General features: G+C 35.9%; 18 protein-coding genes and 2 riboswitches. Of the genes, 16 read left to right on the plus strand and 2 right to left on the minus strand.

Annotated features, from left to right (window positions below; genetic code table 11):
• The first annotated feature begins 195 nt into the window (after positions 1-195).
• The 12 genes from LCF45_RS07160 to LCF45_RS07215 all read left to right on the plus strand — a co-directional run bounded on the left by LCF45_RS07160 (position 196) and on the right by LCF45_RS07215 (position 9045).
• Complete coding sequence (locus LCF45_RS07160; protein ID WP_002064441.1) at positions 196-1458, plus strand: ATP phosphoribosyltransferase regulatory subunit; 1263 nt, start codon at positions 196-198, stop codon at positions 1456-1458.
• A complete protein-coding gene (gene hisG, locus LCF45_RS07165) occupies positions 1434-2069 on the plus strand; it encodes an ATP phosphoribosyltransferase (RefSeq protein WP_033708138.1) in 636 nt (211 codons plus the stop codon). The genes LCF45_RS07160 and hisG overlap by 25 nt, the downstream gene beginning before the upstream one ends.
• Before the next feature lie 11 nt (positions 2070-2080).
• On the plus strand, positions 2081-3370 hold the full coding sequence (hisD, locus tag LCF45_RS07170) for a histidinol dehydrogenase (RefSeq protein ID WP_078203002.1): 1290 nt from the start codon (positions 2081-2083) through the stop codon (positions 3368-3370).
• Positions 3370-3954 (plus strand): imidazoleglycerol-phosphate dehydratase HisB, encoded by a 585-nt coding sequence (hisB, locus tag LCF45_RS07175; RefSeq protein ID WP_002030662.1) that lies wholly within the window; start codon positions 3370-3372, stop codon positions 3952-3954. Before hisD ends, hisB begins: the two co-directional genes overlap by 1 nt.
• Entirely contained in the window at positions 3955-4584 is a 630-nt protein-coding gene (gene hisH, locus LCF45_RS07180) for an imidazole glycerol phosphate synthase subunit HisH (protein WP_078203003.1), read from the plus strand.
• Positions 4557-5276, plus strand: a complete 720-nt coding sequence (gene hisA / locus LCF45_RS07185; RefSeq protein ID WP_002126291.1) for a 1-(5-phosphoribosyl)-5-[(5-phosphoribosylamino)methylideneamino]imidazole-4-carboxamide isomerase — start codon at positions 4557-4559, stop codon at positions 5274-5276. Before hisH ends, hisA begins: the two co-directional genes overlap by 28 nt.
• The gene (hisF, locus tag LCF45_RS07190; protein ID WP_078203004.1) at positions 5270-6028 is read left to right on the plus strand and encodes an imidazole glycerol phosphate synthase subunit HisF; all 759 of its coding nucleotides are present in this window, start codon (positions 5270-5272) and stop codon (positions 6026-6028) included. Before hisA ends, hisF begins: the two co-directional genes overlap by 7 nt.
• On the plus strand, positions 6025-6330 hold the full coding sequence (hisI, locus tag LCF45_RS07195) for a phosphoribosyl-AMP cyclohydrolase (protein WP_016092996.1): 306 nt from the start codon (positions 6025-6027) through the stop codon (positions 6328-6330). The genes hisF and hisI overlap by 4 nt, the downstream gene beginning before the upstream one ends.
• Positions 6331-6340: 10 nt before the next feature.
• Positions 6341-6664, plus strand: a complete 324-nt coding sequence (gene hisE / locus LCF45_RS07200) for a phosphoribosyl-ATP diphosphatase (RefSeq protein WP_002168814.1) — start codon at positions 6341-6343, stop codon at positions 6662-6664.
• A 12-nt stretch (positions 6665-6676) separates the two neighbouring features.
• Positions 6677-7696, plus strand: a complete 1020-nt coding sequence (locus LCF45_RS07205; RefSeq protein ID WP_078203005.1) for a histidinol phosphate phosphatase domain-containing protein — start codon at positions 6677-6679, stop codon at positions 7694-7696.
• Between the two features lie 68 nt (positions 7697-7764).
• Entirely contained in the window at positions 7765-7929 is a 165-nt protein-coding gene (locus LCF45_RS07210) for a YozQ family protein (RefSeq protein ID WP_002193236.1), read from the plus strand.
• Between the two features lie 135 nt (positions 7930-8064).
• Positions 8065-9045: a 2-hydroxyacid dehydrogenase family protein gene (locus LCF45_RS07215; RefSeq protein ID WP_003188176.1), complete on the plus strand. Its 981-nt coding sequence runs from the start codon at positions 8065-8067 to the stop codon at positions 9043-9045.
• Between the two features lie 32 nt (positions 9046-9077).
• Here LCF45_RS07215 and pssA read toward each other — a convergent pair whose 3' ends face one another.
• Entirely contained in the window at positions 9078-9779 is a 702-nt protein-coding gene (pssA, locus tag LCF45_RS07220; protein WP_002011698.1) for a CDP-diacylglycerol--serine O-phosphatidyltransferase, read from the minus strand.
• Between the two features lie 182 nt (positions 9780-9961).
• Positions 9962-11848, minus strand: coding sequence for an LTA synthase family protein (locus LCF45_RS07225; RefSeq protein WP_147740230.1), 1887 nt, complete (start codon positions 11846-11848; stop codon positions 9962-9964).
• A gap of 253 nt (positions 11849-12101) precedes the next feature.
• On the opposite strand from LCF45_RS07225, the gene LCF45_RS07230 reads away from it, so the two are divergent.
• The 4 genes from LCF45_RS07230 (at position 12102) to LCF45_RS07245 (ending at position 15499) form a co-directional block, all read left to right on the plus strand.
• Positions 12102-12497, plus strand: a complete 396-nt coding sequence (locus tag LCF45_RS07230; protein WP_041868037.1) for a DUF3888 domain-containing protein — start codon at positions 12102-12104, stop codon at positions 12495-12497.
• An 89-nt stretch (positions 12498-12586) separates the two neighbouring features.
• A riboswitch (Lysine riboswitch) is annotated at positions 12587-12768 on the plus strand.
• Positions 12769-12948: 180 nt separating this feature from the next.
• Positions 12949-14265, plus strand: a complete 1317-nt coding sequence (gene lysA, locus LCF45_RS07235; protein WP_002126306.1) for a diaminopimelate decarboxylase — start codon at positions 12949-12951, stop codon at positions 14263-14265.
• A 117-nt stretch (positions 14266-14382) separates the two neighbouring features.
• Positions 14383-14491: riboswitch (SAM riboswitch) on the plus strand.
• 72 nt (positions 14492-14563) lie between these two features.
• Positions 14564-14707 carry a YezD family protein gene (locus LCF45_RS07240; protein ID WP_000116159.1) on the plus strand — a complete coding sequence of 48 codons (144 nt, stop codon included), beginning with the start codon at positions 14564-14566 and terminating at the stop codon, positions 14705-14707.
• Between the two features lie 87 nt (positions 14708-14794).
• Positions 14795-15499: a phosphoadenylyl-sulfate reductase gene (locus LCF45_RS07245; protein WP_002126308.1), complete on the plus strand. Its 705-nt coding sequence runs from the start codon at positions 14795-14797 to the stop codon at positions 15497-15499.
• The last annotated feature ends 27 nt before the right edge of the window (positions 15500-15526 follow it).

Genomic DNA, 15526 nt, shown 5'->3' on the forward strand with positions numbered 1-15526 from the left:
TGCTTACAAAATTACATCATCATACATGAAACCCTTGAACCTAACGTGAAAACGTGTAGGCACAAGGGTTATTCCCGTTGTACCTACACTCTACTAAAGAGCCTTGTAGGTATTTTGTCTACAAGGCTCTTTTTATTTTCGGTTTGGGTGGATGGAATGGGCATAAATTAAAGAGGGAAGGGTGTGTGAATTCAGATGACAAAGTGGAAACGGGCAAATCCGAATGGAACGAGAGATTACTTATTCGAAGAATGTACGTTAATTGAAGAAGTGGAACAAAAATTAAGACGGACCTTTTTAGAGAGAGGTTATGAAGAAATAAGGACACCTACAATTGAATTTTATGATGTTTTTGCATTTCAAAACAGGCCGATAGATGAAGAAAAGATGTATAAATTTTTCGATGAAAAAGGACGGATTATCGTTTTACGCCCAGATATGACAATTCCTTTAGCAAGAGTAATTGGAACACAGAGAGGGGATATTCCTCTTAAAGTAACTTATAGCGGGAATGTATTTCGGGCGAATGAGTCCCTTACTGGGAAATATAATGAAATAGTACAAAGTGGTATTGAAATTATCGGGATTGAAAATGTAAGGGCTGAAATTGAATGTGTGATAAGCGTAATTCAAGCACTTCAAAAATTAAAGGTGCAATCTTTCACAATTGAGATTGGGCAAGTGCAGTTATATAAATGTATCGTAAAAAAGCTCCCCATTAATGATGAAGAAGAGAAGTTACTTAGAACGTATATTGAAAGTAAAAATTATGCCGGACTCTCACACTTTATAGAAGAAAAGAAATTAAATCGGTGTGATGAAACAGTAAGGTTACTTGAGAAACTACCAAGGTTATTCGGGAGTTTAGATGTTGTTGAGGAAGCAGAAAAACTCGCCTCAAGTAATGAAATGAAAATGGCCATTGCGAGAGTGAAAGAAATATATGAAACAATTGAACAGTTAGGATATGGCTCTTACATATCAATTGATTTAGGTATGGTTCAACATTTGGATTATTATACGGGTGTTATTTTCAAAGGGTATATATATGAAATTGGAGAAGAGATTGTTAGTGGCGGAAGATATGATGAGTTAATTGGAAATTTTGGAGAGATGATGCCAGCGGTTGGGCTCGCGGTGCAAGTAAATCAAATAGTTAAGGCACTTCAAGAGCAGCAAGAACCATATAAACGAAAGAGAATAGATATTATGATTCATTATGAGTTAAATAGATTAGCAGAAGCGGAAAGGTTACGAAATTTACTGCAAAAGGACGGGAAGAATGCCCAGTTATCTTTATTCTCTAATTTAAACGATACTTTTCAATTTGCAAACAAGAATAAAATAATGACAGTCGTTGAGGCGAAGAGTGAGTCACTAGTGGAATATGTATGGAGAGAGAAATGGATCATCCAGAAAGAAGGGGAGGCTTCATGCGTAACATTCAAATTGCGTTAACGAAAGGAAGATTAGAAAAGCATGTTATTCCACTGTTTGAAAAAATTGGAATTGATTGTTCGGAGCTCAAAGATAAAGGAAGAAAACTTGTGTTTAAAAGTAAAAGCACAAACATTTCATTTATTTTAGTGAAAGCGGTAGATGTTGCTACTTATGTAGAACATGGCGTAGCTGATATTGGAGTCGTTGGAAAAGATATATTAATGGAATTTGAGAAAGATATATATGAGATGGTCGATTTAGGAGTGGGCGTGTGTAAATTTTGTGTCGCTTCTATTCCTACGTATAATCCGAAGAGTTATCGGAAAAAACGAATTGCTACGAAATATCCGCACATTACTTCTACATATTTTCATGATAAAGGGGAGGATGTAGAAATTATTAAAATAGAAGGATCTGTAGAGATTGCTCCACTTCTAGGTTTGGCAGATGCCATTGTTGATATTGTTGAAACAGGAAAAACATTACAAGAAAACGGGTTAATTGTATTTGAGGAAATGTGCTCTATATCAGCTCGAATGATTGTGAATAAGGCTGCATTGAAAACTAAAAAAGACGAAATATTCTGTATTATAAATATGATGGAACAAGAAATTTTGTCAGGGAAATAGGGGGATTTTAAATGGAGATAGTTTTTGAAGATTTCCAAGAGGCTTTATCGAAAATAAAATCGCTACGAGAAAGCGCTAATATAATAGAAGAAACTGTTCAAAGAAGTGTAAGTGAAATTGTTCAAAACGTAAGGGAGAGTAAAGATGAGGCTTTATCGTTCTATACAAAAAAGTTTGATGGTGTAGAGACAAAAGATTTTCGTGTAAATGAGGAAGAAATAAAACAAGCAAGTAAGTTTGTAGAACAAGCTTTTTTAGAAGCGTTAAAAGAGGCGAAGAAAAATATTATCTCGTATCACGAAAAGCAAAAAAGACAATCTATGTTTGATTGCGTGAGTGAAGGGGTAATTAGAGGGCAGCTTATTCGTCCGTTAGAAAATGTAGGTGTATATGTGCCGGGCGGGACTGCTTCGTATCCTTCATCAGTATTAATGAATGTATTGCCAGCAAAACTCGCAGGAGTGAAAAAAATTGTAATGGTAACACCGCCGAAGCAAGGAGGAATTGATCCGCATATTTTAGCTGCTGCAAGTCTTGCAGGTGTAGATGAAATATATATGGCCGGTGGTGCTCAAGTAATTGCTGCTCTAGCATATGGAACGGAATCGATTCCTAAAGTAGATAAAATAGTTGGACCAGGGAATTTATATGTCGCGCTAGCGAAGCGAGAAGTATATGGGATAGTCAATATCGATATGATTGCTGGACCATCAGAAATTGTAGTTATCGCAGATGAAACAGGAAATGCCGAATATATTGCTGCTGATTTATTATCACAGGCAGAACATGACGAGAGGGCAACAGCTATTTGTATTACAACAAATATAAAGCTTGCTAAAGAAGTAGAAAGAGAAATAGAAAGGCAGCTAGAGACGTTGCCTAGAAGTGAAATCGCTCGTGAATCCATAAAAAGAAATGGAGCAATTTTTATTGTCCCTTCTTTAGAAGAGGCGTTTCAATTATCAAATGAAATCGCTCCAGAACATTTAGAGTTACACATAAAAGAGCCAATGAATGCTCTAGCTTATGTAAAGCATGCTGGATCAATTTTTCTTGGCCCATATGCACCTGAACCGCTCGGAGATTATTTGGCGGGGCCGAATCACGTATTACCGACAAGTGGAACGGCAAGATTTTTTTCTCCGTTATCCGTCGATGATTTCGTAAAAAAATCAAGCTTCGTTTCGTATACGGAAGAAGCGTTAAGAAGTGTACAGCATCATATTGTAGAACTTGCAAATAAAGAAGGTTTACATGCACACGCAAGAGCAATCCAAATTAGGTTTAAGGAGGAAGAATAATGCGCGAGTCTAGTCAAGTACGTGAGACGACGGAAACAAAAATTAAATTAAGTTTGCAACTTGATGAAAGTACGAATGTTTCTGTGCAAACGGGAGTTGGATTTTTTGATCATATGCTAACTTTATTTGCTAGACACGGAAGATTTGGTTTGCAAATTGAAGCTGAAGGTGATGTATTCGTTGATGCTCATCATACGGTTGAAGATGTTGGAATTGTACTCGGAACTTGCTTGAAAGAATCATTGCAAAATAAAGAGGGGATTAACCGTTACGGCTCAGCGTATGTACCGATGGATGAATCTTTAGGATTTGTCGCGATTGATATAAGCGGGCGCTCATATATTGTATTTCAAGGTGAATTAACAAATCCGAAGCTAGGGGATTTTGACACAGAATTAACGGAAGAATTTTTTAGAGCAGTTGCTCATGCTGCAAATATTACGTTACATGCTCGCATTTTATACGGAAGCAATACACATCACAAAATTGAAGCTTTATTTAAAGCGTTCGGTCGAGCGCTTAGAGAGGCAGTCGATAAAAATGCCAATATTAATGGTGTAAATTCAACGAAAGGGATGTTGTAATTGATTGCAATTATAGATTATGGAATGGGAAATATTCGTAGTGTGGAACAAGCATTAAAATATATTGGAACAGAGTACATCATAACGGATGATAAAAAAGAAATATTGAGAAGTGATGGAGTTATTTTACCAGGAGTAGGCACATTTCCGAAAGCGATGGGCGTTTTAGAAGAAAAAGATTTAGTATGTGTGCTAAAAGAAGTTGGGAGCTTAGGAAAACCGCTTCTGGGTATTTGCTTAGGAATGCAGCTTTTATTTGAGAAAAGTGAGGAACTACAAAATTGTAACGGATTAAATTTATTGCCAGGTGTTATTCGAAAGTTAAAAGTTCCTTATAAAATTCCACATATGGGGTGGAATGAATTAAAAAAAGAAGGAGAAATATCGCTTTGGAATGGAGTAGAGGACGGTTCTTTCGTATATTATGTCCACTCTTATTATGCAGATTGTCCGAATGAAATTGTGTATGGGGCAAGTGAATATGGAGTGAAAGTACCTGGTTTTGTAGCAAAAGAAAATATATTTGGCGCACAGTTTCATCCTGAAAAAAGTGGGGAAATTGGGATGCGAATGTTAAAAAATTTCAAAGGGGTGGTAGAAGCATGGAAATCTTCCCAGCTATCGATGTAAAAGAAGGACGATGCGTCAGGCTTTATCAAGGAGAGTTTAGTAAAGAAACGGTGATGAATGAAGATCCAGTCGCACAAGCAATCATATTTGAAAAACTTGGAGCGAAAATACTACACGTTGTTGATTTAGATGGAGCAATTGTTGGGGAGTCAGTAAATTTACCTGTCATTGAAAAAATATGCAAGGCGGTACGTATTCCAGTGCAAATTGGAGGAGGAGTTCGGTCACTCGCGGCAGTGGAGAAGTTGTTGTCAGTAGGTGTAGAAAAAGTGATATTAGGAACGGCTGCCCTTTACGATAAATCATTTTTAGAAGAAGCGGTTCGTCTATATAAGGAGCAAATCATAGTTGGAATTGATGCGAAAAATGGTTTCGTAGCAACGAGGGGCTGGTTAGATGTGTCTGAAATTTCGTACATCGATTTAGCTAAGCAAATGGAAAGTGTAGGTGTTCAAACGATTGTGTTTACGGACATTTCAAAAGATGGGACACTTGCAGGACCAAATTTTGAGCAATTAGAGTTACTGCAAAAAAGCGTGGGTATTCGTGTGATTGCATCTGGAGGTGTCGCATCTATTCAAGATGTGAAAAGATTAAATGATATGAACATATATGGCGTCATTATTGGGAAGGCACTTTACGAGAAAACGATTGATTTAGAAAAAGTGTTACAGGTAACAAAACTATGTTAGCAAAACGAATTATTCCATGTCTAGATGTGAAAGAAGGGCGGGTAGTAAAGGGTGTGAATTTTATAGGGTTACAAGACGTCGGTAATCCTGTTGAAATAGCCGCATTATATAATGATGCGGGAGCAGATGAAATCGTATTTTTAGACATTACTGCGACGCATGAAGGGCGAAAAACGATTATAGATGTTGTAGAACAAACAGCCTCAAAGGTGTTTATTCCTCTTACAGTTGGCGGGGGGATTTCAAGTGTTAAAGATATGTACAATTTACTAAGAGCTGGAGCAGATAAAGTTTCAATAAACTCAGCGGCAGTGAGAAATCCGAAGTTAATCCAGGAAGGTGCGGAACATTTTGGCTCACAATGTATTGTCGTAGCAATCGATGCTAGAAAAGTAGCAGAAGATAAATGGAATGTATACGTAAATGGCGGAAGACTTAATACGGGAATGGATGCAATCGAATGGGCGAGACGCGTTGCCCAGCTCGGAGCAGGAGAAATTTTGTTGACGAGTATGGATGCAGATGGAACGAAAAACGGATATGATCTTCGTTTAACTGAAGCAATTTCAAACAGCGTTTCTGTTCCAGTAATCGCATCAGGTGGATGTGGTCATGTGGATCACATTATAGAAGTATTTCAAAAGACAACAGTTGATGCAGCATTAGCGGCATCAATCTTTCATTATGGTGAAGCGACTGTACAAGATGTAAAGAGAAAATTAAGAGAAGCAAACGTTGAGGTGCGGTTATGAAACCTAATTTTGCAAAAGGATTGATACCAGCTGTTGTTATCGAGGAAGATACGAAAGAAGTTTTAATGTTAGCTTATATGAATGAAGAAGCGTATGACAAGACGCTGGAAACGAAAAGAACATGGTTTTATTCCCGTTCGAGACAATCGTTATGGAATAAAGGAGGTACATCGGGAAATATCCAATATGTGCAATCACTTTATTTAGACTGTGATCAAGATGCAATCGTTGTTGTCGTAAAGCAAGTAGGGCCTGCTTGCCATACGGGAGAAAAAACGTGTTTTCACTACAAAATTATATAGGGGGATATATATGGAAGATATCCTTAAGTTATTATTTGAAACAATTGAAGAACGAAAGAAAAATCCACTCTCTGAATCATATACGAATTATTTATTTGCAAAAGGTGAAGATAAAATTTTAAAGAAAATTGGTGAGGAGTGCACCGAAGTAATTATTGCGTCTAAAAATAATGATAAAGAAGAAATAGTAAAAGAAATGGTTGATGTGTTCTATCACTGTTTTGTTCTATTAGCCGAAAAAAATATTCCATTAGAAGATGTCATGCAAGAAGTGAAAGAAAGAAATGGAAAGCTTTCGCGAGTAGGGGACAGAAGAGAAATAGATACATTATAAGGGGGAATATGGATGAAAGTGGACTATCACATTCATTTAGAAGAAGGGCCATATTCAATAGGGTGGCTAGCTAAAATAAATGATGCGCTACAATATTTTGAACCGCTTAAAGAAGAAAAACATTCTATGGAATGGCTTATGAAAACACAAGAACGCCTGCAAAGACGTGTGAAGGAAGGTCCATTTACAGCGAAATGGATTGATTTATATTTAGAAGAAGCTGTGCGAAAAGGTATAAAAGAAGTTGGTATTGTCGATCATTTATATCGTTTTCATGAAGCGAAAGGATATTATGAAAAGTATGTAGATATTAGTGATTCTAAGCTTGGTCGCCTGCAAAAAGAATGGTTAGATCAAGTAAGAGTAACGTCTATTTATGATTTTACAAAGGCGATTGAAGAGGCAAAAGAGCGATGGAGTAAACGAGGGATAACGCTCAAACTTGGAATTGAAGCGGATTATTTTATCGGGGGTGAACAAGAGTTAAAAGGTTTACTAGCATTAGGAGACTTTGATTATGTAATCGGTTCGGTCCATTTTATAGATGGATGGGGATTTGATAATCCAGATACGAAAGAGTATTTTGGTACGCATGAGTTACATACTTTATATCACACGTTTTTCGCTACAGTTGAAAGTGCTGTTCGTTCCGAGCTTTTTGATATTATAGCTCACCTCGATAACATAAAAGTATTTAATTATCGATTGGATGAGAATGAACAGCTTTCTTATTATAAGGAAATTGCTCGTGCGTTAGTGGAAACAAATACAGCAACAGAAATAAATGCGGGATTGTACTATCGATATCCTGTGCGCGAAATGTGCCCAAGTCCGCTTTATTTACAAGTATTAGCTAAGCATGGAATTCCGATTACTCTATCCTCAGATGCCCATTATCCGAATGATTTAGGAAAGTATGTGGAAGAGAATATAAAGACATTACGCAATCATGATATTTCTCACATAGCTACATTTACGAAACGAGTAAGAACGATGAGATTGCTTGAAGAAGAAGGAATAATTTCAAAATGAAACACGATTTTTTGATGAAAATCACCCTTTTTGTTCAAAATAAGAAAGAATGAAAAGGAGGATAAAAAATGGCGAAACAACAAAATAAACAAAATGTACAAGCGGCAGGTCAAGCCTATACTTCTGAAACAAATAATACTGCTAATTCAGTTATTGAGGAACAAATTAGCGATACAGTTGCAGAAGGAACAATCGATGCGAAGCTTGGGAAAGAATCGCAAGAAAAAGCGTAAAAAGAGGGGAGAGTTGCATCTCCTCTTTTTTTATGGAAAAGTGTCGATTTTCAAAACTATAATCAAATTCCTTGGTTTTTATATGTAGATTTCTTACAATGAAATATAAGAGATATCATATTTTGTATAGAAGAGGTGTTAGTAGTGGCGAAAATATTAGTAGCAGGGAAAATTCCAGAAATCGGATTAGAATTATTGAAAAATCATGATGTAGAAATGTACAATAAAGAAGAATTAATTAGTGTAGAAGAGTTAGCAGAACGTGTAAAAGATAAAGATGCACTTTTAAGCTTACTTTCTACGAAGGTATCGAAAGAGGTTATTGACGCAGCACCAAACTTGAAAATTATCGCAAATTATGGTGCTGGTTACGATAATATTGATTACACATATGCTGGAGAAAAGGGTATTGCTGTTACAAATACGCCGAAAGTATCTACAGAGGCAACAGCAGAATTAACGTTTGCACTGCTTTTAGCAGCGGCACGTAGAATTCCTGAAGGGGATACCTTATGTCGTACAACTGGATTTAACGGCTGGGCACCATTATTTTTCTTGGGTCGTGAAGTGCACGGTAAGACAATTGGAATCATTGGCCTCGGAGAAATTGGGAAGGCAGTTGCAAAGCGTGCGAGAGCATTTGGAATGAATGTTTTATATACAGGACCAAATCGAAAGCCTGAAGCTGAAAGTGAACTGGAAGCGACATACGTAACGTTGGAAGAATTATTACAAACAGCGGACTTTATTACAATTAACTGTGCTTATAATCCGAAATTACATCATATGATTGATGAAGAACAGTTTAAAATGATGAAGAAAACAGCATATATTGTAAATGCTTCACGTGGACCAATTATGCATGAATTTGCACTTGCTCATGCACTAAAAACAAATGAAATTGAAGGTGCAGCTCTTGACGTGTTTGAATTTGAACCGAAAATTACAGAAGAGCTAAAAGGATTAAAGAATGTGGTGCTTGCTCCTCACGTAGGAAATGCAACATTCGAAACACGTGATGCAATGGCTGAAATGGCAGTAAGAAATATTTTAGCTGTATTAAATGGTGAAGAACCTGTAACACCTGTAAATCAAAAAGTATTAGTTACAAAATAAAAAAGAAACCTTCCGAAATACGGAAGGTTTTTTTATTTTTCTTTATTCGCTTTTTTAGAAGGTCTTTGTCTAATAAATTGAGATAACATATACAAAATGTATAGTGGAATAGCAATGAATAAGAAAACAGAAATGTTGCCAAAACTTGTTTGGTACATTGTGATAATAATTCCAACTAAAAATAGTGTAATAATTATGCTATATCGTGGAATTGGTACATCTTTTAAACTTGGGATACGAACACGGCTCACCATTAAAAATGCGAACGTTACAAATACGGTAATGAGAACGATTTTTGGAATGGTATGTGAAAATAATGTTAAGAAAGCAACAAGCCCTCCTGCTGCGGTAATCGGAACTCCAGTGAAATATTTCATAGAAGTAGAAGATGGTGTTACATTAAATCGTGCTAAGCGATATGCTCCGAACAGAGGGAATAATCCCGCTATGTATAGTCCAATGATTCCGTAGTTGGAAAAAGATGTGTAATACATTAAAACAGCAGGTGCTGCGCCAAATGTTACAACATCCGCGAGTGAATCAAGCTCTTTTCCCATTTGTGAATCAACGCGTAATAAACGAGCGACACGACCATCAAGACTATCTAACATCATCCCGATCAGTACTAAAATAGCAGCTGATTTATAATATCCTAAAGATGCATAGCCGATTGACAAAAATCCGCTATATAAATTCCCGAGCGTAAATAAGTTTGGAATAGCTGCTCTATACAAAATCTGATCCCTTGCTTTCTGTTATAAATTCTTAATTAGTGTATGAAAGTTTACTTATTTTATCATACCATAAATTTCTTTCTCATACGAAAAAAATTCCCAATTTGTGAAAGATTGTATAGAAGAGAAATTTGAAAAATAAGTAAAAAAAGGAAGCAACTTTTGTGAAGTTGCTTCCCACACTATTCAAATTTCGTTGTTATCGTTCCGGTTTTATATCGATTGTTAGGATCAAATCTTAATAAATCTCCATAAATGAGTTTGTCGGATAATTTTAATTCTGTTTTTGCTTTTTCAATATAAGGCTGACATAGTGTTAAATCAGCTTCTTCACCTGTGCTTCTTTTATAGCACATATTTTTTGTATAAACATAATCTTCCGAAACAAAACTGCCGTCCCGCATTACCATAAGAGGGTCTTTTTCTTTCGTAAATAAGTCTGTTCCAAATTCTACGGATTGATTTGTTTTAATACCAAGTAAATGAAGTAACGTTGGTTTAATATCAATTTGACCAGATACTTTAGAGATGACTTTTCCTTCTTGGCCAGGCACATGAATAATGAGAGGGACGCGTTGTAATTGCATAGAATCAAACGGTGTAATAGCGTCTTTCCCAAGGAACTGAGCCATAGCTGCATTATGGTTTTCAGAAATGCCGTAATGATCACCATAAATGACAATAACGGAATTATCATATAGTCCTTCGTCTTTCAATTGTTTAATAAATAATTTAAGAGCTTCATCCGTGTAACGAACGGTTGGGAAGTAGCGATTTAAAACACCACTTTCGGAATTAAATTCATCAACATATTGATCTTCTGGATTTAGAAGAAATGGAAAATGGTTTGTTAACGTAATAAATTTTGTATAGAACGGTTGTGGTAAAGATTTTAACTTTGGAATAGATTGCTCAAAGAACTCTTTATCTTTTAATCCCCAACCGACAGACATTTGTTCCGTTCCTACGTAATCATTTAAATTAAAGTAACGATCATATCCAAGCGCAGGATACATTACGTCACGATTCCAAAACGTTTTATCGTTTGAATGGAAGACAGCAGAAGAATATCCGTATTTCTTTAATTGTTCTGGTGTGGCAGTGTATTCATTTGTTGCATGAGTAAAGAATACAGAACCACGGTCTAACGGATAAAGGGAATTTTCAACGATAAATTCAGCATCAGAAGTTTTACCTTGTCCCGTTTGATGATAGAAGTTATCGAAATAAAAACTATCTTTAATAAACTCATTTAAAAATGGAGTAATCTCTTTTCCATTTATTTTTTTATTAATAACAAAACTTTGTGTAGATTCCATTGAAATTAAAATTACATTTTTACCCTTTGCAGCTCCAAATAAGTTTTTATCAACTTGTTTATCTTTTGAGTCTGTATAGTTTTTAATTTCAGAGAACCCGTCTCCACTTGCAAATACACGCTCAGCTGAAGACTTAGATTGAAGTGTAATATCAAATAGATGATATGTGTATAACCCTAAATTTTTCACGACAGTTTGACGATCAAACGAGCGTGAGAACATTTGTGGTTTATATATAACTGAAACAACAATTTGTAGTGCTAATAATACTGTTACACCGCTAAAGAAAGTTCGCTTCTCAGAGCGAGAAAGGGGTGTTTTATCACCAAATGATGGAAATTTACGCGAAATAAACATTAAAATAATTGCGTCTGCAAATAAAAGTAATGTTTTATACGTAAAGAGTTCTTTTATACTCGTCCCTAAGTCAGCCATATTATTTGTTTGGAATAAAACAGGGAAAGTAACAAAATCGTTATAGAATCCGTAAAACATTGCATTTCCAAATAAAATAAATGACAGTATAAAACTAATTACAATAATAATTCGGTTTCGGTACTTAGATGCAAGTAAAGCGAAACCAAAAAATAAAAGTAACGAAGCTAGTGGGTTAATAAAAAGCATAAACTCTTCAAAGAAGTTATCAATTCTAATATCAAATGCTAGCTTGTACACAATATATGTTTTTATCCATAATAAAACGACTGCAACTAGTGCAAATCGCAGTTTTGGAAACAGATTTTGTAGCATAATATACTCCTCTCCTAAAAGCATGACGGTTCTTGTGAGCCGGTTTGATTAGCGCCTCATTTTATATATACGAACAGTCCTTTGTTATTATGTTTATTATACTATGAGTATCATTATACGAAAATAAAAGAGAGTTGTGGGCTTTTTTATAATAATTGAGTAGAAAAAGGGCAGTGGGAGACAATAAAACGGAGTTTCTATGTATGATAATTATCGTGCGCAAAAAGAATCGAGTAATAAAACGGAGGTTATAATGCGAAAATTATTATATTTTATAGTATGCAGTAGTGTTATACTTTTTGCTTCACCGAGTGTGTCGGTAGCACAATATGATGCACCCCTTATGGAAGATGCCCTTTATTCTGTTTTATTTCCAAAAATAAATAAGTCAATTGAAAAACAATATGGGAGCTTGAAGCCTTATCAATGTCCTAAAATTATTAGTTTAAAAAAAGTGTATAGTGGTACATATTTATTTCAAGCGAGTATTGAAGTAACGAAGTATGAACAGGTTGGTGGGAAAATTGTTCCACCATTTGAGAAGGTAACGATTACATTTAATAACGAAGAGGGCGAATGGGAAGTGACAAAGGTTTCAGTAAAGCGCTTACCAAATGATACGAAATTAAACTGTAAAAAAACAATATAAAAAATTGTTTGACAAATAAAATGGTCCTTTGGTATTGTTAATAGCAACAATTAGATGTTTGAAAATTAAATAGACTTACCTCATCTACTCTCAAAGGTAGAGGCCGCGATAGGAAAGAGTAAGCTATGGGAGATTTAATGGAATCTGTGATCATAGGTTGAAAGGGACTATTGCCGAAATATAAGAATAACCATCTTATTCATATATTGGGACTGCATTGAATAAATGTAGTACTGTCATAAGATTTATTTTATGAAGAGCTATTTGGAGATGTTGATGCGGTTTCTTATTTTGAGGAGATAACAACTCGTTTATTTTTTCAATATATATTTTTCCTAATAAGAAACGCGTGTGAACATTGTTCCGCGCGTTTTTTGTCTATCTAAAAGCGTGCTGCAATGAATAGAAGATTGGGGTTATGAGTTTTAGAGGAAATAAGGGAGGAATTCAAATGTATTTACACGGCACAAGCCGAATCAATGGGCAAGGACACTTAGAAATTGGTGGGTGCGATACGACGCAGCTAGCAAAACAATACGGAACACCACTTTATGTATACGATGAAGAGTCTATTCGAGGAAAGTGCCGCGCGTTTCATCGTGCTTTTAAAGAAAGTGGTTTCTCTTATCAAGTAGCATATGCAAGCAAGGCGTTCTTGTGCATGGAGATGTGCCGAGTAGCTCGTGAAGAGAATATGTCTTTAGATGTTGTTTCTGGAGGAGAATTATATACTGCGCTCCAAGCTGGTTTTCCGGCATCGCGTATTCATTTTCACGGAAATAATAAAACAGAAGAAGAAATGATTATGGCTCTTCAGGCGAATATCGGTTGTTTTGTAGTAGATAATTTCTTAGAATTAGAAATTTTACATGATTTAGCAATGCAACATGGGAAATTTGTGAACATATTAATCCGTGTAACGCCTGGAGTAGAGGCACATACACACGAATATATAACAACAGGTCAAGAGGATTCGAAATTTGGATTTGGTGTTTCAAATGGTCAAGCGATGCAAGCAATTGAGCTTGCCTTGCAAAAATCAAATTATAATGTGCTAGGAATTCACTCGCACATCGGATCACAAATATTTGAAACGGCTGGATTTGTTCGAGCAATTGAAGTACTCCGCCAATTTTTAGAAGAAGTGAGAGAGCGAACACATTATGTGATGAAAGTATTAAATGTGGGCGGAGGTTTCGGTATACGTTATACGGATTCAGATACACCGTTAACACTTGAAACGTATGTGCACGCTGTAACAAGTACGATAAGAGAACAATTTACATTATGTGAATATCCGCTTCCAGAAATATGGATTGAACCAGGTCGTAGTATTGTAGGTGATGCTGGAACAACACTTTATACAGTCGGAGCGGTGAAAGAGATTCCTGGCATTCGGAAATATGTTTCAGTCGATGGTGGAATGACAGATAATTTAAGACCAGCGCTATACGGAGCCCGTTATGAGGCGATGTTGGCGAATCGAGGGAATGATGAGAATGAGGAACTCGTTTCGATTGCTGGGAAATGCTGTGAAAGTGGAGATATGCTGATTTGGGATATTAACTTACCGCAAGTTGCTTCTTCTGATTTACTAGCAATTTCTTGCACGGGGGCATATGGGTACTCGATGGCGAATAATTATAATCGTATTCGTAGACCAGCTGTCGTCTTTGCAAAAGGCGGGACGTCACAAATTGTCGTAGAACGTGAAACATATGAAAATATCATTGGGAACGATCGCATACGTATTAAAGAGCTGGTGTGAATGAGAAAGAAGGAGTTGTCTAGTAAAGGCAGCTCCTTTTAAAAAAATAAAAATAATTAAATATATCGGAAAACTAGGATTGAAAAAAATCAGAATTGTGATAAAATACAAATACAAAGCTTATCAAGAGAAGCTGAGGGAACTGGCCCTACGAAGCTCGGCAACCTGCTTATAGAAAGCAAGGTGCTAAATCCAGCAAAATGGAATCCATTTTGAAAGATAAGGTAAAATATATTACCGAACAGTCTTTTCGAAATGGGAAAGATTTTTTTTATGAATAAAAAGGGGGGCTGTTTGCGTGAGCGTACGGGAGCATTTTGATGAAGTATCTGAGAAAATTCAAGCGATGCTTGCTGATATGAAATATGGTTCCATTACAATTGTTGTGCAAGATGGAAAAGTGATTCAATTAGAAAAAAGTGAAAAGGTTCGTTTAAAGTAAAAAGCGCTGACTAGAAAAACTAGAGGCGGTTTTAATCTATTTTTAATAGGTTAAAGCCGTCTTTTTGCTTTTACAGGGGGAAAAAACATGTTGACGTACGAAACGTGGAAAGAAAATAGTGTTTCATTTTCTGAAGAAGATGAAACGAAAGGCGCGCTATCAGTATTAAGTTGGGCTTATAACGAATATAAAGATGAAATTGTATATGCATGTAGCTTTGGGGTGGAGGGAATGGTTTTATTGCATCTTATAAACCAAGTAAATCCATCTGCTAAAGTTGTATTTTTGGATACAAATGTTCATTTTCAAGAAACATACGAATTAATTAAGAAGGTACGCGAGAAATTTCCTTCATTAAATATTATAGAAAAACAGCCAGAACTTACACTCGATGAACAAGCGAAGCTTCATGGAGAGAAGTTATGGGAAAGTAATCCGAATCTTTGCTGTAGTATTAGAAAAATTTTACCGTTAGAAAAATCATTAGCAGCGGAAAAAGCGTGGATATCAGGCTTAAGAAGGGAACAATCAGAAACGCGTAAGCATACACAGTTTATAAATCAAGATCGTCGTTTTCAATCTATTAAAGTTTGTCCACTCATTCATTGGACTTGGAAAGAAGTTTGGCGATATGTATATAAACATAGTTTGCCGTATAACCCATTGCATGATGTTGGCTATCCGAGTATTGGGTGTGAGAAATGTACATTACCTGTAGGTGATGGTGGCAACTCAAGAGATGGAAGATGGGCTGGGAAAATGAAGACGGAATGTGGCCTTCACTTTCAATGAGATAGATTTTGAAATAAAGCTAAGAAG

This window comes from Bacillus sp. 41-22 (genome assembly GCF_025809295.1).
GTDB lineage: Bacteria > Bacillota > Bacilli > Bacillales > Bacillaceae_G > Bacillus_A > Bacillus_A mycoides.

What these genes read in the sequence shown, in the direction of transcription:
- LCF45_RS07160 (WP_002064441.1), top strand. Translation starts at nt 196, where the DNA reads ATGACAAAGTGGAAACGGGCAAATCCGAATGGAACGAGAGATTACTTA.
- hisG (WP_033708138.1), top strand. Translation starts at nt 1,434, where the DNA reads ATGCGTAACATTCAAATTGCGTTAACGAAAGGAAGATTAGAAAAGCAT.
- hisD (WP_078203002.1), top strand. Translation starts at nt 2,081, where the DNA reads ATGGAGATAGTTTTTGAAGATTTCCAAGAGGCTTTATCGAAAATAAAA.
- hisB (WP_002030662.1), top strand. Translation starts at nt 3,370, where the DNA reads ATGCGCGAGTCTAGTCAAGTACGTGAGACGACGGAAACAAAAATTAAA.
- hisA (WP_002126291.1), top strand. Translation starts at nt 4,557, where the DNA reads ATGGAAATCTTCCCAGCTATCGATGTAAAAGAAGGACGATGCGTCAGG.
- hisF (WP_078203004.1), top strand. Translation starts at nt 5,270, where the DNA reads ATGTTAGCAAAACGAATTATTCCATGTCTAGATGTGAAAGAAGGGCGG.
- hisI (WP_016092996.1), top strand. Translation starts at nt 6,025, where the DNA reads ATGAAACCTAATTTTGCAAAAGGATTGATACCAGCTGTTGTTATCGAG.
- hisE (WP_002168814.1), top strand. Translation starts at nt 6,341, where the DNA reads ATGGAAGATATCCTTAAGTTATTATTTGAAACAATTGAAGAACGAAAG.
- LCF45_RS07205 (WP_078203005.1), top strand. Translation starts at nt 6,677, where the DNA reads ATGAAAGTGGACTATCACATTCATTTAGAAGAAGGGCCATATTCAATA.
- LCF45_RS07210 (WP_002193236.1), top strand. Translation starts at nt 7,765, where the DNA reads ATGGCGAAACAACAAAATAAACAAAATGTACAAGCGGCAGGTCAAGCC.
- LCF45_RS07225 (WP_147740230.1), bottom strand. Translation starts at nt 11,848, where the DNA reads ATGCTACAAAATCTGTTTCCAAAACTGCGATTTGCACTAGTTGCAGTC.
- LCF45_RS07230 (WP_041868037.1), top strand. Translation starts at nt 12,102, where the DNA reads ATGCGAAAATTATTATATTTTATAGTATGCAGTAGTGTTATACTTTTT.
- lysA (WP_002126306.1), top strand. Translation starts at nt 12,949, where the DNA reads ATGTATTTACACGGCACAAGCCGAATCAATGGGCAAGGACACTTAGAA.
- LCF45_RS07245 (WP_002126308.1), top strand. Translation starts at nt 14,795, where the DNA reads ATGTTGACGTACGAAACGTGGAAAGAAAATAGTGTTTCATTTTCTGAA.